The organism is Bacillus sp. BHET2, assembly GCF_005938125.1.
In the GTDB taxonomy this organism is placed as follows: Bacteria; Bacillota; Bacilli; order Bacillales; family Bacillaceae_B; genus Rossellomorea.
This window is the reverse complement of record NZ_VCQN01000001.1, coordinates 1,193,394-1,213,992: the sequence shown is the minus strand read 5'-3', so window position 1 is coordinate 1,213,992 and position 20,599 is coordinate 1,193,394. Positions and strand designations below refer to the sequence as shown.

Sequence of the window (20,599 nt, the reverse complement as noted above, 5' to 3'; positions counted from 1 at the left end):
TCGAAGAAAAATCCGAACGATCATTTGAAATTCTTTCATTAGAATTCGAATAAGTTCGGATTTTTTTTATTAGTTTTACCTTGCTCTAGGTGTGATTGGAGTGATTTAGTTATGTCCTTTGCCTCTTATTTTTTAATTTATTGATTTCATCAATTAGAAGGGCATTTGTGAATTGAAGGTGTTGGATGGTACTCTCCTGGTTTTTTAATAATTTTTTCGTTTCTGATGAATCTCCTCCACCGAATATGAAAGCTTCTTCTTTCATTTGTCTAATATTCATTTTGACTGTTTGGAGTGTATTGGTGTACATTTCAATATCAGCTTGTTGTTTTTCAAGCTTTGTTTTAAGGGTTCGAATAGTTTCTTCATAATTCCTTTCAAGGTGGGATGCTTCTGTAAGTTTGTTCGTTTGGTGAAATAAGATGTTCTCATAATAGAATGTCATATCTTTTAACTGTTGAAAGGCATCATTCATTACTTCTTCCTTTAAAGAAAGCTGAGTCTTTAAGTTATCATTTTCATTTTCTAGGAGATCAATCCTGTTCTCTTGGCAAACACTCTTAACGAGGAAAGACTCATGCTTTCTATTCCATTCTTGTACCATTCCCCCTAATAGCTTCTCCAGTTCCCAAAGTTCGATTTCTTTCTTATATAATTGCATTTCCATCTCTTCCTTGGTTGAAAGAAACATCTGCATTTCATTCGTTAAATGACAAATGGTCATTTGTAATGAAATGATTTCCTTGTGAAAGGTATCCTGTTCATTCATGAGGAGATCAATCCTGTTCTCCTGGGAAACACTCTTAAGGAGTAAAGACTCATGCTGTCTATTCCATTCTTGCTCCTTGCCCCCTAATAGTTGCTCAAGTTCCCAAAGTTCGAATTCTTTCTTATATAGTTGTTTTTCGGTATCTTCCTTTGTTGAAAGAAGCATCTCCATTTCATTCGTTAAATGACATGTGGTCATTTGTGATGAAATGATTTCCTTGTGAAAGGTATCCTGTTCATTCACGAGGAGGTCAATCCTGTTCTTCTGGGAAACACTCTGAAGGAGTAAAGATTCTTGCTCTCTATTCCATTCTTGCTCCTTGCCCTCTAATAGCTTCTCCAGTTCCCAAAGTTCGATTTCTTTCTTATATAATTGTTTTTCCGTAGCTTCCTTGGTTGAAAGGAACATCTCCAATTCATTCTTTAAATGAGTAATGGTCATTTGTGATGAAATGATTTCCTTGTGAAAGGAATCTTTAAATAATTGTAATCTCTCCGTATACAGTTTTGAATCTGTTGTATAGCGGTGATTGATTTTCCGAAGTTGATCCCGGAGTTGATTAACTGTAAATCGAAGCTTTGAGATCTCCTTTTCTTGTGCAATATGAAGGGAAAGTGAATCTTGTGATTGTTTCTCCATTTGCATTTCCTTATTCTCCAAGTATTCATCATATTCGTCGACTTTCTTTCGTAAGTCCTGATTTTCTTTTTGTAAGGCATTGTATTTTTGAGCAAGGGATTTTTCAGCTAAGAAGGAACATTTTTGTCTGTATTTTTCCATTTCTGATTTATAGTGGATGATTTGCTGTTGAAGTTGAATGGAAGAAAGCTGTTTCATGTGACTTCTCCTCTCTGTGCGCTTTTACTAGTATGTATATGTTCGAAGCAAGTTTAACGCTAATCGTCAATAAAATAAGCCATGTAAACTTCCCAGCGTTTACATGGCTTTTATATATAATTAATATCATTGCAATGATAGGATAATCGTTCACGTTCGTAATATTCATTTAAAAGAGTAAGCGTAACTCAATAGAGGTTTTTCAAAGGAGCTATATTTTAACATTTCATCGTAATGGTTATAGTAAGAACTTCACAAGTTGGATAGAGCGGATATTGATAAACTCCACATTCCCCCTTTCCTTATGATATATGATATGCCGATCTGAAGTTCGGAGTACCGCCAAATGTCTATAGAATCAGCCTATTTTTTACTAGTTTACTAAAAGCTAGCAATGCGCCTAGTAAATTTTTTTTGAATAAATAGGTATTTACTCTATACCGATTTCATTCTCGTCCATAGGATATATTGTGATATAAATATTCATTAAAAGAAAGGAAGGATTTGTTTGAAGAAGCGTAAACAAATTAGGGGTTCCCAGACTCCGACACCATCTCCGTCTCCACTACCATTGGACACGAACGATTTAGCACCGGAATGTATCCGTGTAGACAAAGTATATGACTGGGTGTTCTTTGCAAACAGATACGAGAATAAGAACTTCATTCCTGATGAAGCATGTCGTGCAGCAGTAAGTGCAGCATTGGCGGCAGGCCTAAGAGTTGAGGTGCAAACAGCACCAGTAGACCCTTCAGACGTCAGCGTTTCAGGCTCAATCATTGAAAATGGTAACCCTGGAAAAGTGCTTATCGTGTGGACAGTTCCTGTTGATGTAACCATTCTGATTGATGGAGTGGCAGAGTGTTCCTTTACAGTACGTACACAATTCACAGATGAAATTATGCTTTGTGTGCCGGTAGGAATTACAAATGAAAACTTAAACATCAGAGCGACTCAAGTCCTTGCAACATCTGGTGGAGTATTAATGGGACCAGATCCATTCGGACCAATGATCCCACTGAAAGTAGTACTATGTAAAGATGTTCAAGTGGAGTATCCGGTTAAGCTTGAAGTATTAGCTAAATTCTGTTTCCCACGCCCGAACAATATTCCAGTTCCAGAAGAAAGACTTAAGTGTGACTTAAGCTTACTTGAATTCCCGCGTCAATGCCCAGGGTTATTCCCGGTTGATAACTGTGAGTGCCAAGCGACAGCTCTTGCAAGAAATGAAGATACTCTTGCTACGATCGGTGGAGAAGTCATTGAAGGTACCTCCACTTTAAGAGCAGAAATCTGTCAAGAGTGTTCACTTGCAGATAGCACTTGGTCATACTCTTTCACTGACACTGAAGTAGGTCCTACGCCAGCTCCTACTGCAACTGGCTTCCAACCAGATTTCAGCTTCACTTTCGATCCATCTTCTATCGATAGAGTAGCGTGCGGTGATGGTGCACTTACGGCTGTTGGAGAAGGAATTCGCTACTTTGATGGTGCTCCTGAACAATTATTCTATGAACTTCAAATCATTGATGCACCAACTGAAGGTTTCCGCTTGATCTTAAGAAATACAGCGAATGTTGTTATCTTTGATAGTGGAGTTGTAGAAGCTTTGGTAGAGTTTGGTGAGTGTGATACATTTGCTGACTTACTAGGCGGATTGGATGACTAATTAAATGAGGGAGAGAGAGAAATACTCTCTCCTTTTTTTTAACATGTATACAAACCTTACATATGATAATAAAAAGCAATCACTGGAGGTGAAGAGGATGAAATCGGAGGAGGGCCAGTCTATATTGGGGGAAGGGCATTCTGAGGTATTGCATGATATTCACAGCATTTCCTATGAATTGGAGTCCCTCTATAATCATTATTCACGAAGAATCAAGAATGTGTCGGAGGAATTGTCCAGAGAAAGAACAAAACATAAGATATATCAATTTGAGATTGCAGAAAACCATTATACGATTCAAACACTTACGGAGCAAATTGAATATTTACTACAAGAAGTTGAAGTGAAGCATGAGCTCTACCTTCAATTACAGCAGTATCAGAGGGAAAAGGTCATTCAAGATGACAAAGGATTAACGACCATCTCCGCATCTGAAATGGAAGTAGTAAAGGATGACCTTCTACTTGAAAATAGTTTATGGGAGATGACGGAGTCCTTACCTCCTGCAACGATACCAGAGATCAGAGTGATTTATGAAAGCACTCGATGGGAAAAAAAATCACAGCTTGAAAATGTGAAAAATGATGTCATTTCTTTGTTGATTGAAGTAAATCGATTCTTTGTTTCAAACCGAGATAGGTCTATTTATGTAGAGAAGTATAATGATGCTTTCTTTACACATTTGGAATGGATACAAGTGAAACGTAAGAAATTTTCAAATATAAAAAGAGATAGGTGGTATACAACTGTGTGGAGATTTTTATGGGGTAAAGAAGATGAGAACAATCATCCGGAGATTTTAAAGAAACTTGACTTGATTGAACAACAATTAGTATCGTACTCAACGACATTTAATGAAGTGAAAAAAGCTTTGGATATGGGAGGAGAAAGAGAGGAGACCACCCAGGGCTACTTGAAGAAAATGGGTGCATTACACGAACAGTTGAAAAAAATCGAAGGTTATTATGAAGAAGAGCTTGAAACATTAAAAAATCAGTTGGAAGACTTTAAACAGCGAGAAATAGACCTGGAAAGACAAGTGAACTTATTGAATGAAAAAGGTAATAGTGGGCAAAAGGTAAAAAGTCAAAGGGAAGTCGAAATGGAACAGGAATTAGATTCACTTCGAAAGGATCTTCAATCTCAATCCAATAAGAAAAACGAACTCTACAATAAAATGAAGCAACAGAGTACGATTACAAGTAAAAAACCTCAAAGGAATGCTCAATTCGAAGAATACGGAAGCATCCCGATGGATTCTGATTCAAAACGGACCATGTTTAATCCGAATAAATATATTCGCTAAATTTGAAGGGGGGGATATAAATGCAATCAAAAGATTTGAACAATATTTACAAGCAAAGAAAAAGTGTTCCCATTGGCATTAAAAAAGAAGAAAGAATGCAAATGGAAGTCAAAAGAACGAAATTTAAATACAAAGGCTGCGGATGCAACGCATGAGAATTCAGTTGTAATGTCCAAGCGTGTGTACATGAGGATCATGTTAGAAGTCAGAAAAGGCTTACCAAATGAAGCATGTGGATTCATTTCAGGAAAGAATAATCACTGTCTTACCACTTGGCCGATGACAAATACCGATCCCTCCCCCTATTCCTTCGCAATCGATCTAGATGAACAGGATTGGGTGATTAAAAATATGCTCAAAAAAAATGAATCCTTCCTGGGAATTTATCATTCACATCCTTTCGGAATCCCTGTACCTTCAAGGGATGACGTTGCCTATTCCCAATACCCAGAACTTTTTTATTTCATTGCTGCAATTGGAGGGAGGAAGGAAGAACTCAGGTGTTATAAGATTAATAATGGAAAGGTCAGACATATCGAGATCGTCGTTCAATAGGAGAGTCCTCTTTGCAGGGCTCTTTTCATTTGATCTTTATGTTATAGGTTCAGGGTTCACCTTTTTGGCGTTAACCACAACAAATGTGCCTCGTTCTTGGGTATTGATACAAGAATTTTCCAGTTAAATACATACACTATGACTATTAATGCCATTTAAGTTGATGAAAGAGGGGAACGAAGTGAAGGTTTCCATTATCATTCCATTTTATAATTGTTCATACGTTGACCGCGCCATCAAGAGTGCTCTCAGGCAAACATATCAAGATATTGAAGTGATCGTTGTAGATGACGGCTCGACTCAATATATAGAAAAAATAGAACCCTATAAACAAAGAATTAAATATGTAAGAAAGCCAAACGGCGGTACAGCCTCTGCCTTAAATACAGGGTTAAGGCATGCAACTGGAAAATATTTTGCTTGGTTAAGTTCTGATGATATGTTTGTTGATAGGAAGGTTGAAAGACAAGTCATGTATATGAAGTCCATTAATTCAAGAGTGTCCTACACTGCATTTAAAACCATAGATGAAAATAACAAAGTGCTGAATGAAGTCCGTTCCAGAAAAATGACAAGGAGTACGTTTCGGAAATTGCTTTTGAAGGGTTGCCCTGTGAATGGATGCACAGTGGTCGCTGATATTGATTTAATAAAACAAGCTGGTTGGTTTGATGAGAATTTAAAATACACACAAGACTATGAAATGTGGTGCCGCTTGAACCTTCATACCACTATGGATTATTTAGATGAAACACTCGTGTTGTATAGAGTTCATCCCAAAATGGGTTCAGCCACGAATGGTAAGGGAATGATAAAGGAATCACAATCTATTCAACGAAAATATCGAAAATATTATGAAATGGAACGGAAGAGAAATAGAAGTTGAAATGCAAAAACAGCATTCACATTTTTAATAATGTGAATGCTGTTTTTGTGTAAAATGAGTCAAGTAGATAAGTAAGAATGATAGGTTTTTTTGATACCCTCCTCAATAGTGTAGGCAGGTTTCCATTTTAATTTTGTTTTAGCAAGGGAGTTATCCAAGCAGCTGTGTTTAATATCTCCTTGTCTATCTGCACTGTGAAACCGATTGATTTGTCCTGCATGATTGGTTTCGATCAAGTCGATCAATTGAAGGATGGAGGTTTTTTTTCCGGTACTTATTTGCATTAACATGTTGATTTTTTTATATGCTGCAGCTATATTGGCTTCGACAACGTCTTGTACATAAATGTAATCACGGGTTTGAAGCCCATCTCCATTTATTTTTAACGCTTCGTTTTGTTGAAGTCTTTCAAGAAACACTGCAATGACTCCTCCCTCTCCCTTTGAGGTTTGACGAGGTCCATATACATTACCGTAACGAAGAATGGAGTAAGGGATGTTATATGCTTCGTTGTATAACTTTATATACCGTTCAGCTGTTAATTTAGATAAACCGTAGAAAGAAATAGGGAAGGTAGGCTGTGCTTCATCGATTTTGTCAATATTCACATTTCCATACACCGCTGAAGTCGAAGAAAACACGAAATTTTTGATTTTTACATGTTTACAAGCTTCTAATAAATTTACGGTTCCGGCTACATTAATGTGCAAATCTTCAAGGGGGGATAAAGTCGATTGCGAAACATCGGCCTGTGCAGCCATATGAAAGATATAATCCGGTTTTTCAGCGAGGATGATTCGTTGAGTAGCAAGAGAAGTTATGTCTGTTTGATGAAAAATCGCGGATGGATGAATGAAATTCCTCTTGCCGCTACTCAAGTTATCGATTACATGTACGGTCAAACCCTTTGAAATAAGAGTGTCGACCAAATGGGAGCCAATAAACCCGGCTCCTCCTGTTACAAGTGCTTTCAATTGACATCTCACCTTTTCATTGTTTTTACCAGCATATGCCAGTGGACAATCTTTTGATCGACCATATGACCTATGTTTTATCGGAATCTATGCCCCTATGGAACTTAGCATACGGGTGAAATGCAAGGCGTATTGTTCATGGCTGAATTGTGATTTTAAGTGCAATAATGCATTCTCGATGATGTATTGACGTAATGTCGAATTCCCCATGAGCTCTTCGGCTTGCAATACAGCATGTTGAATATTCCCTATTGGATAGTATTTTCCTGATTGATTATGGAGAATAGAGCTTCTTACCCCATCAGAATCAGTTGTAAGAATCGGACATCTACAGCTCATGGCTTCTAATATTGAATAGGGTGCACCTTCGACTTTCGATGTCGAACAAAGAAAACCGCCTGAGTCTCCAATTTTGGAAAAATAGCGAGCCATCTGACTGTTCGGTACATTTTGAAGAAGGTGAACATGTTGATCCAGATTCAATCTGCTCTTTAACTGGGTGAAATTAATCCTCTCTTTAGGGGTCGAAAGGCTTGGGTCCTCAAACATGTATAAATCAATGGATTGTCCTTTTTGCCGTAATTGGTGGCCAATGTGTAAAAACTCTCTCCAATTTTTGTTATCCTCCAATCGACCAATCCAGGCAATGATTGGTTTTTCATTTTTAGGGAGTTTTTGATAAGCGAATGATTTATGATCAAAGCAATTGTTAAATTGAAAAATGGGGGTTGATTTGAAAAATTCATTGAATATAGCTCCAATATGAGGTGTTTTAGGATATAGAAGTGCATCACAATGATTTTGTACATATGGGAGGGCTTTCTTTAGTTCTTCCCTGGCCACGTGTTGTGGACCGTATCCTTGAATTTCAAGAATGATCTTCCCCTTAAATCCTAATCCTCTGAATCTTTCCATGGCTGCATAATCTGAAGTGATGATGATTGCATCATATTTTCCTTTTTGGAGAATGGACTTAATTTCCTGGTCATCGTTTGTGATGAATACATTCGATTCTTCATGATTTATTAAATTTCTGCGCTTGCTGTAATATAAGAAATCACAGCGCATCCCGGCTTTTTTGAGGGCAGCGGCTCTTTGTCTGTTTAACGTTTCAACGCCTCCGCTCGGTACATAAAAGACAAATAGTAATTTCATAGAATTTCCTCCAAACAATTTTACGTTCTCATTAAACAATCCTATTATTTTTATATGTGAATTCAAAGGGTTTGTAGAGGGCTATGCGGCTATTATTTTGAAGAAGGTACTATTTTCTCTGATTCCAATGTCAAAAGATACAAGCTATACATAGAATATCTAGAGCAGTTATTCGGTTAAGCACTTGAACCTTTTCATACAGATTTGGATCGTTAATGAAGCGTTTTCCGAGGTTGACATATTAAATCAGGAGAGGTGAGAAAGATTGAAAGATTTATACCTAGTTGGGGCAGAGCAAAAATCAAATGTATTGAAGGATTGGGAACAATTTAAAAAAGCGGTTGTGTTGAAATTTGATGGGTCTACCAAAAAGGCAGAAAGAGTCATTGAATACATTTCACCGAAAGAGGTGTGTCCTTCACGGGAAGCTTCCATTTCATTCACAGCAGCAACATTGGAAAACAAGAAATTGTATGTTGGAACCCAAACAGAAATTCTGGTTTATAATTCTTTCACATATAAACTGGAAGATTATTATAGTTTGCCATTGTTTAACGACGTGCACCATGTGAAACCGAGAAAAAATGGAAATCTATTGGTCGTAAACACTGGGCTAGATATGGTGATTGAACTACATTCAAGCGGTAAAATCATCAACCTTTGGAATGTGATGGGTGGAGATCCATGGGAGAGATTTGATCAAAGAGTGGATTATAGGAAGGTCCCAACTACAAAACCTCATCAGTCACACCCAAACTTTGTTTTTGAATTAAATGATGAAGTTTGGGTAACCAGATGCTTGCAAAAAGATGCAATTTGCTTAACGGACAGAACGAAGAGAATAAATATCGGGCGCCAGCTTATACATGATGGGGTCGTATTTAAAGGGAAAATTTATTTTACACAGGTGGACGGGAGAGTCGTCATTGCAAATGCTAAGACACTCAGTGTTGAGAAAGTTGTGAATTTGGTGGAGATAAGTCAACATCAGCAGAAGATTGGATGGTGCAGAGGCATCAAACCTTTATCAGATGATCTGGTATTGGTTGGATTTTCGAGGATACGTCCATCCAGCAAGAAAAAGGAAGATGGCTCTACGATGTATGTTGGAGAGTATGGCGTCATGCCGACAAGATTATCATGTTTTAATATTAAATCAAACAAACTTTTATGGGAAAAGAACCTTGAAGAATTTGATCTTAATGTTATCTATTCGATCCATTGACGAGGTTCTCACCGTTCCTGTACCGGTAGAAAAATCAATTAGCCCATCGGAGTGAATCATATGTTACCAAGAAAGAATTACTTCAGGTATATAAACGGAAGCAAGACATCATTGGGTAAGAATCAACAGTATGTTCCAAAGAGTCATCAAAAACTTTCGATTCCAGATACAAGAATACTATCTATTCTAAATCAATATCCTAAGGGGTGATACGCTTGAATATTCTTATTGCAACAGTATTTCCATTGCCAGGAGGGGGGATTTGGTCGTTTGTTTCTAATTTGAGTGAAAAACTGGTAAAGCAAGGTCATAAGGTTGATATTCTTTGCACGTCGGATAACAACTCAAAGGTTGTCATATTGAATGGCCAAACCATTGTCAACCTTAACCCATATCGTTCTTCTGTGCAGCGGAGGCTATTACGGGCTGTTCCCCACGTTATAAACAATCCTTGGGTATATCATGCAGAAATGAACCGTTATGTATTTGAACAAGGAGTCTCTACCATAGATTTGACTAAATACGATATCATTCATGCTCAAGATGTATTATGTGCAGTGGCACTAAGTCGGTTGAAGCGTGCTCAAGTCCCACTAGTCACAAGCATTCATGGATTTTTATCCGGGGCGATATTTCATCAATACAAATCCATAAACCTGAATATGAGTCATCAGGAAATCTGGAACACATTCGTTCTTCGTTACTATTCTCGAATGGAACAAATAGGATATGAAGCGAGTGATTACATCCATACCTCTAGTTATTGGTTGAGGAAAATAATCGAAACTCAATTCAACATCTCTCCATCCAAAATCAAAACATTTAAATATGGGGTAAAGCTATCTGATTTCATACATGAATCGTCTCCTTGGAAAGTGAATGGGAAAAAAATCATCCTAGCAAATAGCAGACTTGTTTACTTAAAAGGTCTTCATCATTTAATTGAAGCCCTTTCATTTTTGAAATCAAGAAATGATTGGGAATGTTGGATCCTGGGAGAGGGGGAACTTGAAAACAGTTTAAAGAAAGATTGCAAAAATCTAGGGATCGAGAAGGATGTAATCTTCTGGGGGAATACGTCAAAAGTAAAAGAAATATTACAGCAATCGTACATGCTAGTTCTTCCCAGCCTTCTGGAAAATCAACCTTTTGCAGTTATTGAAGCACAATTACTTGGCGTACCTACGATTGTAAGTGATGCTGGTGGACTTCCTGAAATGGTGGAACATAATAAGAACGGTTTTATAGTAGAAAGGGAAAATAGCAGAAAATTGTCTGAGAGAATAGAGTACCTGTTGAACAATCAGGAAAAACGGGATCAGATGAGTCAATATGCAAAAGTACAAGGAGAAAAAATGTGGGATGTAAACAGATTAAGCAGGAATACGGTTCAGTTATACGCTAATTCCATTAAATTACACCAAAAATAAATACTGAAGGTAGAAAGGGGGTGAAAACTTGAATCGAAAAATAGCAATAGATTTTTTAAGGAAGAACTACAGGACTCCACTTTATCATCAGAATTTCCCATTACTATTATTATGGTCCCCAAAAGCTGGATGCACGACATTTGCACGTTGGTTCTTTTTTCAAATAGGACTATTAGAGAAGGCACTAGCGTACCATCCGTCCATCCATGTGTATAAAGGTGCTGTTCATTTCAAACAAAAAAACTATCTGGACTCGTATTCAAGTGGATTTACAATTAATAAAAAAACAACATATAAGTTAATCAGAGACCCTTACAAAAGAGCAGTAAGCAGTTATTTCACCATCGCAAATTACTGTTACTCAAACGGCCTTCCCAATTCTCCGATGAACAAGGATAAAGATAGGATTCTCTCCATGTATTATCCACACTCTTCCTATAAGGGAATATCATTTAAACAATTTTTATACTATTTATCCAAAGTTGGTTCAGATTATACGATCGTAGATGGACATATAGCCAAACAGTATTGCCTTGAAGAGGAATACCTTGACCCTAAATTAATCAGATTGGAAAATTTCAATCAGGTAATAAAGAGGCTAGAAGAAAAATACAAACTTCTTTCATCACCAGACCACGTATTAACTTCTCCCCATTCCTTTAAGACTAAAATGACGCAGACTGAGTTCAATTCAAACACGATTTTAACCCCTGAACAATTAATTCACGGACCATTACCAAATGCTGAATGTTTATTTGATGAGGAAACCATTCAGCTGTGTAATCATGTTTACCATGACGATTTCGTCAAATATAAATATCCTCAAAAGACGTAGGAGCCCCTCATATTCGGGGCTTTTTCAATCTCTTAAAATATATCAAGAATAGGATGGGAAGAAATGACTAAACAGCCATTAACGGTTTTTTTGCATGTTCCAAAAACTGGTGGAACAACAATGAACAACATTTTCCGAAATCAATATAGTACTGGGGAACTATTCGACCATGATCGGATAGATGGAAAAGGGAAATTGATCGATACCATATCCCCAGTAGAAAAAGAGAAGATTAAAGCAGTTTCCGGACATTATTTTTATGGGTTTCATCAGCACTTTTCAATGGATTATACCTACTTTACACTACTGAGGGAACCTGTTGACCGAGTTTTATCTTCATATTATTTTCTACGTGATTTTCCTGGGCATGAGCATATCCGGAGTTTGACGTTGGAAGAGTTTGTTAAAACGAAACATGTTGCTCATAATCTCCAAACGGCAATGATCAGTGGTATAGGGAGAACACCAAAACTGGACAAGGCTCTGGATCATCTAAGTGAGTTCAAGGTTGTAGGGCTGACAGAGAAGTTCGATGATTCACTCTTCCTACTGCAAAAAGCGTATGGATGGAAGCATGTTCAATATAAAAAACAGAACATCACGAAGAAAAGGCCATTGAAAGAAGATGTTCCGGAAAGAATCATAAAGCTTATTGAAAAATACAACACATTGGATATGAAGCTTTACCTATACGGAAAAACACGGCTGAATAACGAAATATCTCTTCTCTCCCCCAATGAGAAAAATAGCCTGGAAACGTTCAAGAAAAATATACGAACTCCCTAAATGCAGAATAAGGCAAACGCCTTTTTTGAAAATAGAGAGAATAGTCTAGGACATGTCCCTCTACTGAACATAAATATAATAAGAGAATGAAAAAGGAGAGGTGAGTATGAAAATCGTAACTGTTTTGGGAACGAGGCCTGAAATCATCCGATTGAGCTTAATAATGAAGAAATTGGATGTGCTAGCAGATGAGCATATTATTGTTCATTCGGGTCAAAATTTCACCCATTCGTTAAATGGCATCTTCTTTAAGGAACTAGGTTTGAGAGAGCCTGACTATGTATTAGCAAACGCACAGCAAACACTAGGAGAACAACTTTCATCTTTATTTACGGAGTTGGAAAAAATCCTATTAAAAGAGAAGCCTGACAAAGTACTGGTGTTAGGGGATACAAATAGCGGACTAAGTGCGATCCTCGCCGAAAGAATGATGATTCCAGTTGTTCATATGGAAGCTGGAAACCGTTGTTTCGATCTGAATGTTCCGGAAGAAAAAAACCGGAAAATCATCGATGCCGTATCTTCTTACAATCTGGTTTACACCCCGTACAGCAAAACCAATTTACTCAAGGAAGGAATGACTGCAAGTAAGATCATCATTACGGGAAACCCAATTTTTGAAGTTCTGACCCATTATTATCCCCAAATTGAAGAAAGTCGCATCCTCCAACAGATATCGTTAGAGGAAAAGGAATACTTTCTCGCAACCATTCACCGTGCTGAAAATGTCGACAACCCTGATCATCTTTCTTCTATTGTCAATGCACTTAATCAATTGGCGGATACTTACAAAAAGAGACTTATTCTGAGCACCCATCCACGGACCAGGTCCAAACTGCACTCGTCACCCCACCTATCATTACATCCATTAATCGAACTACACGAACCATTTGGTTTTTTTGATTTTATTAAACTTGAGAAAAACGCATTTTGTGTGTTGACAGACAGCGGGACAGTTCAAGAAGAATGCTGTATTTTTCATATTCCAACCGTAACGGTAAGAAAAACGACAGAGAGGCCGGAAACCGTAGATTGTGGAAGCAATTTCATATCCGGGTTAAAGGAAAAGGCCATTTTAAATGGAGTGAAGGTAATGTGTTCTAAAGATTCAAACTGGATTTGTCCAGCTGAGTATCTTGATACAAATGTTTCAGATAAAGTGATTAATATTCTATTAGGGGGTTCTGACATTGTTTACTAATAAAACTATTCTTGTAACTGGTGGTACTGGATCGTGGGGAAATGAACTTGTATCTCAATTACTTGAAAAAAATCCAAAGGAGATTCGCATCTTCTCTCGGAATGAAACGAGTCAAGTATTAATGAAACAAAAATTCGAAAATCATCGGAAACTGACGTTCATCATTGGAGATGTTAGAGACAAAGAAGCGGTTTCAGAAGCTTCCCAACGGGTCAATTACATCTTTCACCTTGCAGCTCTAAAACACGTTCCAGTCTGTGAATTCCAGCCTCTGGAAGCGCTGAAAACAAACGTGATGGGGACACAGAACATCATTGATGCAGCCATTGCAAACAATGTGGAAAAAGTGATTAACATCTCGACAGATAAAGCTGCGAACCCTTCCAATTTTTACGGATTTACTAAAGCAATGGGAGAGAAACTGATTATAAATGCGAATGTATTAACAAATAAAACAAAGTTTGTTTGTGTTCGTGGGGGGAACGTCCTGGGCACGAATGGAAGTGTTATTCATGTCTTCAAACATGGGATCAAATCAAAGTCGAAAATCGGTATAACCGATAAAAAAATGACCCGTTTCTTCTTGACGATAAAGGATGCCATTAAACTACTATTCAAAGCAACCTACGAAAGTCATGGTGGAGAGATCTTTGTCATGAAGATGCCAACCTGTAAAATCATCGACCTTGCACAAGTTTTAATCGATCAGTATTCACCTGATCAAGAGGTTACCATTGAAGAACTTGGAATCCGTCCCGGTGAAAAACTGCATGAGCTCCTTTTAACAGAATTTGAAAGCCACAATACAATTGCTTACGATAATGAGTATTTTGTCATTCTTCCAACCATTCCTATTGAAGGGCTGATGGAGTATTACGAGGAATTTCCCCAAGTTGATTTAGATACGTACTCTTCAAGTGACAATATCATCTCCTACGATGAGATCAAGATCATGCTGAAGGACGGAGGTTTTCTAGAATGAACATTCTCGTTCTAGGAGGTCATGGCATGGCAGGACATGTCATTGTTGACTATATGAAGCGTTGTGGTCATGACGTTTTGTATACGGTTCGAAAAGAAGATTCAAAGGGAATTGAATTAGATGTTAGAAATCTTGAAAAAGTAAGGAAGCTCCTGATTGAACATAAAGCAGATATCGTCATTAATGCTACTGGTCTTTTAAATGAGTACGCTGAACGAAACGTGAAAGAAGCGATTCAAGTTAATAGTCTTTTACCTCACGTCTTGGTGGATGTAGTCAATGAATATGGGGGGAAATTGGTTCATATCAGCACAGATTGCGTGTTTTCAGGAAATAAGGGGGGGTATACAGAGCAGGAGACTAAGGATGGTGTAAGTGTTTATTCCAAGACAAAATCACTAGGTGAAATTGAAACCGCTCCTCACTTGACCATACGAACCTCGATTATAGGACCGGAATTGAAGAGTCATGGAATCGGTCTCCTACATTGGTTTCTTAAGCAAAAAGGAAGTATTCAGGGATACCAGAACGTTTTCTGGAATGGTGTCACCACACTTGAATTGGCTAAAGCCATTCAAGCTCTCATACTGGGGAACGTGTCAGGACTTTACCACTTAAGTGTAGATAAAAGAATATCCAAATATGAACTTCTTCTCCTTTTTAAGGAGATTTTTCAGAATGATGAAGTGGAAATCAAACCAGTCCTTGAACCGGTTCATGATAAAACCCTTATTCATACTAGAACGGATTATAAATATCCTGTGAGAAGCTATCGGGAGATGCTGAATGAACTTCAAGAATGGATGTCAGGGAAATGAAGAAGATTCTCATTACAGGCGCATCAGGATTTACTGGGAGGCATGCATGCGAGTATTACACAAAGAAGGGATATGATGTATACGGCTTAGTCCATAGTCAATCTCTTTCCTCTAAGCAAATTCAAAGCATACATTGCGACCTATTTGACATTGAAGGTTTAATAGAAGTTCTTAAGGTCGTGAAACCTCGCTTTATCCTGCATTTAGCAGCACAGAACCATAGTGGAAGATCATGGGAAGATCCCGTTTCCACCATAAATACAAATGTGATCGGTACAATGAATCTTCTCGAAGCAGTAAAGAAGTCTGTTCCTGATGCGACTCTTCTTATTGTAGGCTCTGTTATTGAGTACAATCCATGTCATTCTTCACTCCCCAACCACCCCTATGGCCTGTCTAAATATATTCAAACTCTATTAACATTGTGCTGGTCTACGTTTTATGATCTTGATATACGAATTGCCAAGTCTTCCAATTTAATAGGACCAGGACATTCCACTGGCATATGCTCACTCCTTGCACAAAAATGTTTGCAATACCGAGATGATAAATCAATTTCGTTCCACTTCCATAATGTCCTGGATAATAGGGATTTTGTGGACGTAAGAGACGCAGTAGAGGCTTATGACATCATTCTTCAAAGAGGTGAGAAGAATGAGAGTTATATCGTATCATCTGGAAAAAACTACAGATTTCTAAAGGTGGCAAAGGAACTTAAGAGCATATCACAAAGCGACCTTCCATTAACTACAGACCATTTTTATCCTACAGCTGACATTCGACATGAACATACGAAACTTTGCGAACTAGATTGGAAACCGAAACATTCTTTGCAAAACAGTTTGAAAGATATCATTGATTACTATGTAAGAGGGTAAACGAAAATCTCATTATTGCTGACGGATGGTATCAGCAGTAATGAGATTTTTATTAGACTAAAAGTAAATGTTGAATTTTTTAAATAGATCCTCGATGTCCATCTTTCTTCTTTTTACATATTGAGCTCTCTTTACTAAAACCCCATCTTTGATCACTTTTTTCTCTATTGTGTTGGGAGGACTGTGAACAATAAGGGCTTTCGCTTTTTTAATTCTTTTATCATCAAAATGCAGGTAAGCCATCCTCAATAAGTTATAATAAATACCTTCATAATTCACTTTGTAGGGGTGACTGGTCCTGAATAAATGTAAAATGGTTACTTGGGGATCACAGTGACAGCGATATCCAAATAGCCAGAGCTTAAGGGAGAATTCCACATCTTCATGTCCCCAAGTTAAAAATCCTGTATCAAACCCCCCCACTTCTTTAAACACTCTTTGGGACGTGATAATACTTGCACCGGGTAATACTGCAGTTTCAAACAAGGACTTTCGCTTTTGATGCCATTTGATCTTCAAGGAAGGAGTCAGGGACTGTCCATATCCTTTAATCGTTGGGTCAGAGATAGATCCTATGGCTGGACAGATTGCGTCCGTTGTTCCTTTGACAAGATGATAGACCAAACGGTCAATCCAGAAGTTTTCGAACGTCATATGAGCATCGCAGATGGCTAAATAGGGATGTTGTGCTTTCTCCGCTCCAAGATTTCTGGCATTTGCCGGACCTACACCATTTGCTCGAATATACGTTACTTTGTTTCGGTGGGGATAGCTTGTTAGAAAATTACAGCATTGATCATCCGAGGCGTCATCCACGATAATTGCTTCAATTTCGATATTAGTCTTAACCGTAAATAATGAGTCAAGTGTCATTTTGACATTTGTGCCTTCATTACGTACGGGGAAAATGATAGATACTTTAGGAGGTTTGTTTCCCATGTTTTCTCTCCCTTACTCCGAGATATTCTACGATAGTATATGTGAACAGAGAATTTCCGTGAATATAGTAAAAGGCTATGTCAACACTTAATACACAGCCTTTTTTTGTATTATCGAATGGTACACAGGAAAGAGGGATTCGTAAGATTTTCTTTATTGTATTCCAGAGGTTTGCCTGTATCGTACACGACCACTTGTCCGTGTGCTTCTTCTACTATAATTTGACCCGCAGCCGTATCCCACTCCATTGTAGGTGCTAAGCGGGGATAATAATGAGCGGCCCCTTCAGCAACCAGACAGAACTTTAACGAACTGCCAATGGATGAGTATTCAAGCTTCCCTTCCTGTTGGTGAAGATTCTCAAGATAGTTTTTGGTAGCTTCAGAAAGATGAGATCTGGAAATAACCACTTTTTTAATCTTTGAAGAGGAGGAAGTGATTTTGATCTTCTTCCGTTTTGTGTTAGAACTGGCATGAAGTAATTTGAAAGCTCCTTTATTTTTTTCAGCGCTATAAAGAATATCATGAGCAGGTGCATAGATGACTCCCAGTACAGGTCGATTTCCTTGAATGAGTGCGATATTGACTGTGAAATCACCATTCTTCTTAATAAATTCCTTTGTGCCGTCCAGAGGATCAATCAACCAAAATGTTGACCAATTTTTTCTCACTTTGAAAGGAATGTGTGCTCCTTCTTCACTGAGTAAGGGCAGTTTCAACTGTAGCAAGTTTAATTTTGTTTGTATATATTCATGAGACAATTGATCTGCAAGGGTTAAGGGGGATTGATCTGCTTTTTGGTGTACAGTATAGATCTCATCGTACACCTCCATAATTTTTTGACCTGCTTGGATGGCGATCTCGATTACATCTCTCAGCATGGTGTTTTTCAACTCCTGTATAGTTTAATAAAATGGTGAACAAATACATAGAATTCCACCATCATAGCAATCGTTTATTCTGTAAGTAGTGGACTATTTGCTTAACGGACTCCTCAATTGTTTGAATTTCAGTATTGATCAAAAGTTCCGGGGACTCAGGAATCTCATAAGGTGAATCAATCCCTGTGAAATTGTTAATTTCCCCCATCTGTACCTTATTGTATAGCCCTTTAGGGTCTCGCTTAGAACATTCCTCTATGCTTGCTTTTACATAAACTTCTATGAATTCCGCTTCGGAAAATAAAGAACGTACAAACCTACGGTCTTTTTTAAAAGGGGAAATAAAGGCAGCTAAGGTGATGACACCTGCATCCACAAACAATTTCGCTACTTCACCAATTCTCCGGATATTCTCATTACGGTCTTCCTCAGAGAAAGTCAGGTCTCGATTTAAGCCGTGACGGATATTATCTCCGTCGAGTCGATACGTGTGTATCCCCATTTCATAGAGCGCCTTTTCAAGTTCCACTGAAATGGTAGACTTACCAGAACCTGATAATCCCGTGAACCAAACCAATACACTTTTATGATTGTGAAGAAGTTGTCGATTTTCTTTTTCTACTTTACCCTCATGCCATGAAATATTCTTTTTCTTCATCTTTTCCACCTCCATCATTCAATCATTTATAGCCAAAAAAAGTAGACCAATACGACTGTTGTAATCATTGTAAGGATATTCAGGGGAATCCCCACTTTCAGAAAGTCTTTGAACTGATAGCCACCTGGTCCATATACAATTAAATTCGTTTGGTAACCAATCGGTGTAGCAAAGCTTGCTGAAGCTGCTATGGTAACAAGCACGGCTAATGGAATCGGATCTAAATTCATTGTACTTGCAACTTCAAGGATGATAGGGAACATCAACACAGCAGCTGCACTGTTCGTCATCAATTCAGTGAACAAATTGGTTAATAGATAGATTGCTATGATAACGGCGAACACTCCGAATGGTCTTGACGCTTCCATTAATAAATTGGCAATAAAAGCGGCAACGCCTGAGTTCATCAACGCATAACCGATACCGAAAGAGCAGGAAATCATCATTAATACATTCCATTGAACAGCTTGCTTTGCCTGTTGAGGATGAATGATCTTGAACAAGAATAATACTAAAGAGGCAAACGTCATGCCTGTGAGCATTGAAACAAATCCTAACGTGACCAGGAGGATCATGGTCCCTAATAGAACAATTGAGAACCAGCCCTGTTTTTTTTGTTTTTGAGTAAGGATTTTTTTATCAATTAGTGAGGCAAAGTAAAAGTCATTTGTAGGTGCTTTCTTATGAAAGTCAGTACCTGCAACAAGCAGTAGGATATCGCCTGGTTTTAAAACAATATCCCCGATTTTTGCTTTGAGTCGTTGATTTTGTCTATGGACAGCAATGACGGCTGCATTGTATCTGCTCCTAAAATTCGTCTCTTTTATTTTCTTATATAATAAGGAAGAATGGTGAGATACGACTGTTTCTACTAATTGATGATGGTAAGGAAAATAAGCCCCGCTATTACTTTGTAATTGAAGTCCTTTATTCGATTGAAGCTCCGTAATGGTCGTGATGTCCCCTGTGAAAATTAAGCGATCATTTTCCTTTAGTACTGTTGCATTTGAGACAGGGGTGATAATTTCATCATCCCGGATTATACTGATAAGGAATAGTCCTTTTAAGCTCCGCAGCCTAGCTTGTTCAACTGTTTTATGAAGGTATGGAAAATCTCCTAGTATTAGCACTTCCCCCGTAAACTCTCTCAAGGCTTCAATGTTTGTCATTTTGGGGCTTTGCCGGGTTGGTAACAAATAAGAACTAAAGAAAATAAGATAACACAAACCAACCAGAGTAATCGGAATGCCTATTTTACTCAATTCAAAAAATGTAAATCCAGGCAAACCATGATCTAGCATTAAACCATGAACAACAAGATTCGTTGACGTCCCGATGAGCGTGATCGTACCGCCGAGAATCGTGGCATATGAGAGTGGAATTAGGAATTTTGAAGGTGAAAGCTGATGGTCTTCACACCACTTCTTCACAAGGGGAGTAAAAGCGATGACGATAGGAGTATTATTAAGAAAAGCCGATAGTACTGAAATCGGAACGAGCAGTTTGGCGAGCATGTATTTTCTTGAAGAGGAGTGATCTAATAGTTTCAGAAGAGCGTGATCTACGATGCCGCTCGATTGTATACTTCCGGCAATCAAAAACAATAAACCTATGGTAAGCATCCCTTCATTCGAGAACCCTTTTGTTGCTTCTTGGGGAGTTATAACGCCAGTCATAACGAAAAGTAGGAGCGTGGTGGGAATAACGATTTCAGGGCGCTCCAATTCAAAGATTAAACAAGAGAGCATAACGACCATTCCAACTATAACAATATAAAATTCAAACATGATGATGTCTCCTTAGCGATTCTCCCAT

Annotated in this window: 20 protein-coding genes; 13 read left to right on the top strand and 7 right to left on the bottom strand. The window is 38.0% G+C overall.

Annotated elements, in window-relative coordinates:
- Nucleotides 1–109: 109 nt before the first annotated feature.
- Nucleotides 110–1,606, bottom strand: a complete 1,497-nt coding sequence (locus FGG79_RS06245; protein WP_138776862.1) for a hypothetical protein — start codon at nt 1,604–1,606, stop codon at nt 110–112.
- Nucleotides 1,607–2,114: 508 nt separating this feature from the next.
- Between FGG79_RS06245 and FGG79_RS06240 the strand changes: the two genes are divergently transcribed.
- From FGG79_RS06240 to FGG79_RS06225, 5 genes are all read left to right on the top strand, one after another.
- A complete protein-coding gene (locus FGG79_RS06240) occupies nt 2,115–3,275 on the top strand; it encodes a BMQ_0737 family morphogenetic spore coat protein (RefSeq protein ID WP_138776861.1) in 1,161 nt (386 codons plus the stop codon).
- Nucleotides 3,276–3,372: 97 nt separating this feature from the next.
- Nucleotides 3,373–4,581: a hypothetical protein gene (locus FGG79_RS06235; RefSeq protein ID WP_138776860.1), complete on the top strand. Its 1,209-nt coding sequence runs from the start codon at nt 3,373–3,375 to the stop codon at nt 4,579–4,581.
- Nucleotides 4,582–4,601: 20 nt separating this feature from the next.
- Nucleotides 4,602–4,736 carry a hypothetical protein gene (locus FGG79_RS22260; RefSeq protein WP_276607951.1) on the top strand — a complete coding sequence of 45 codons (135 nt, stop codon included), beginning with the start codon at nt 4,602–4,604 and terminating at the stop codon, nt 4,734–4,736.
- Between the two features lie 13 nt (nt 4,737–4,749).
- A complete protein-coding gene (locus tag FGG79_RS06230; RefSeq protein WP_171050825.1) occupies nt 4,750–5,136 on the top strand; it encodes a M67 family metallopeptidase in 387 nt (128 codons plus the stop codon).
- 181 nt (nt 5,137–5,317) lie between these two features.
- Entirely contained in the window at nt 5,318–6,022 is a 705-nt protein-coding gene (locus FGG79_RS06225) for a glycosyltransferase (protein ID WP_171050824.1), read from the top strand.
- 59 nt (nt 6,023–6,081) lie between these two features.
- Here the strand turns inward: FGG79_RS06225 and FGG79_RS06220 are convergent, their stop codons facing one another.
- Nucleotides 6,082–6,996: an NAD-dependent epimerase/dehydratase family protein gene (locus tag FGG79_RS06220; protein WP_138776857.1), complete on the bottom strand. Its 915-nt coding sequence runs from the start codon at nt 6,994–6,996 to the stop codon at nt 6,082–6,084.
- A gap of 87 nt (nt 6,997–7,083) precedes the next feature.
- The gene (locus FGG79_RS06215; protein ID WP_138776856.1) at nt 7,084–8,151 is read right to left on the bottom strand and encodes a glycosyltransferase family 4 protein; all 1,068 of its coding nucleotides are present in this window, start codon (nt 8,149–8,151) and stop codon (nt 7,084–7,086) included.
- Between the two features lie 265 nt (nt 8,152–8,416).
- Here FGG79_RS06215 and FGG79_RS06210 point away from each other — a divergent pair, with 265 nt between their 5' ends.
- The 8 genes from FGG79_RS06210 (at nt 8,417) to FGG79_RS06175 (ending at nt 16,306) form a co-directional block, all read left to right on the top strand.
- On the top strand, nt 8,417–9,376 hold the full coding sequence (locus FGG79_RS06210) for a hypothetical protein (protein WP_138776855.1): 960 nt from the start codon (nt 8,417–8,419) through the stop codon (nt 9,374–9,376).
- A 215-nt stretch (nt 9,377–9,591) separates the two neighbouring features.
- Complete coding sequence (locus FGG79_RS06205) at nt 9,592–10,806, top strand: glycosyltransferase family 4 protein (protein WP_171050823.1); 1,215 nt, start codon at nt 9,592–9,594, stop codon at nt 10,804–10,806.
- Between the two features lie 28 nt (nt 10,807–10,834).
- The gene (locus tag FGG79_RS06200; protein ID WP_138776853.1) at nt 10,835–11,641 is read left to right on the top strand and encodes a sulfotransferase family 2 domain-containing protein; all 807 of its coding nucleotides are present in this window, start codon (nt 10,835–10,837) and stop codon (nt 11,639–11,641) included.
- 63 nt (nt 11,642–11,704) lie between these two features.
- Entirely contained in the window at nt 11,705–12,427 is a 723-nt protein-coding gene (locus FGG79_RS06195; protein WP_138776852.1) for a sulfotransferase family 2 domain-containing protein, read from the top strand.
- A gap of 106 nt (nt 12,428–12,533) precedes the next feature.
- Complete coding sequence (gene wecB, locus FGG79_RS06190; protein ID WP_138776851.1) at nt 12,534–13,628, top strand: non-hydrolyzing UDP-N-acetylglucosamine 2-epimerase; 1,095 nt, start codon at nt 12,534–12,536, stop codon at nt 13,626–13,628.
- Complete coding sequence (locus tag FGG79_RS06185) at nt 13,618–14,610, top strand: SDR family NAD(P)-dependent oxidoreductase (protein ID WP_138776850.1); 993 nt, start codon at nt 13,618–13,620, stop codon at nt 14,608–14,610. The genes wecB and FGG79_RS06185 overlap by 11 nt, the downstream gene beginning before the upstream one ends.
- Nucleotides 14,607–15,428 (top strand): dTDP-4-dehydrorhamnose reductase family protein, encoded by an 822-nt coding sequence (locus FGG79_RS06180; protein ID WP_138776849.1) that lies wholly within the window; start codon nt 14,607–14,609, stop codon nt 15,426–15,428. The genes FGG79_RS06185 and FGG79_RS06180 overlap by 4 nt, the downstream gene beginning before the upstream one ends.
- Entirely contained in the window at nt 15,425–16,306 is an 882-nt protein-coding gene (locus FGG79_RS06175; protein ID WP_171050822.1) for an NAD-dependent epimerase/dehydratase family protein, read from the top strand. The genes FGG79_RS06180 and FGG79_RS06175 overlap by 4 nt, the downstream gene beginning before the upstream one ends.
- A gap of 57 nt (nt 16,307–16,363) precedes the next feature.
- Here FGG79_RS06175 and FGG79_RS06170 read toward each other — a convergent pair whose 3' ends face one another.
- The 4 genes from FGG79_RS06170 to FGG79_RS06155 form a co-directional block, all read right to left on the bottom strand.
- The gene (locus FGG79_RS06170) at nt 16,364–17,245 is read right to left on the bottom strand and encodes a glycosyltransferase family 2 protein (protein WP_138776847.1); all 882 of its coding nucleotides are present in this window, start codon (nt 17,243–17,245) and stop codon (nt 16,364–16,366) included.
- Nucleotides 17,246–17,355: 110 nt separating this feature from the next.
- Nucleotides 17,356–18,126 carry a 3'(2'),5'-bisphosphate nucleotidase CysQ gene (cysQ, locus tag FGG79_RS06165; RefSeq protein WP_138776846.1) on the bottom strand — a complete coding sequence of 257 codons (771 nt, stop codon included), beginning with the start codon at nt 18,124–18,126 and terminating at the stop codon, nt 17,356–17,358.
- Nucleotides 18,127–18,187: 61 nt separating this feature from the next.
- Nucleotides 18,188–18,784: an adenylyl-sulfate kinase gene (gene cysC / locus FGG79_RS06160; RefSeq protein ID WP_138776845.1), complete on the bottom strand. Its 597-nt coding sequence runs from the start codon at nt 18,782–18,784 to the stop codon at nt 18,188–18,190.
- A gap of 26 nt (nt 18,785–18,810) precedes the next feature.
- A complete protein-coding gene (locus FGG79_RS06155) occupies nt 18,811–20,571 on the bottom strand; it encodes an SLC13 family permease (RefSeq protein ID WP_138776844.1) in 1,761 nt (586 codons plus the stop codon).
- Nucleotides 20,572–20,599 lie beyond the last annotated feature (28 nt).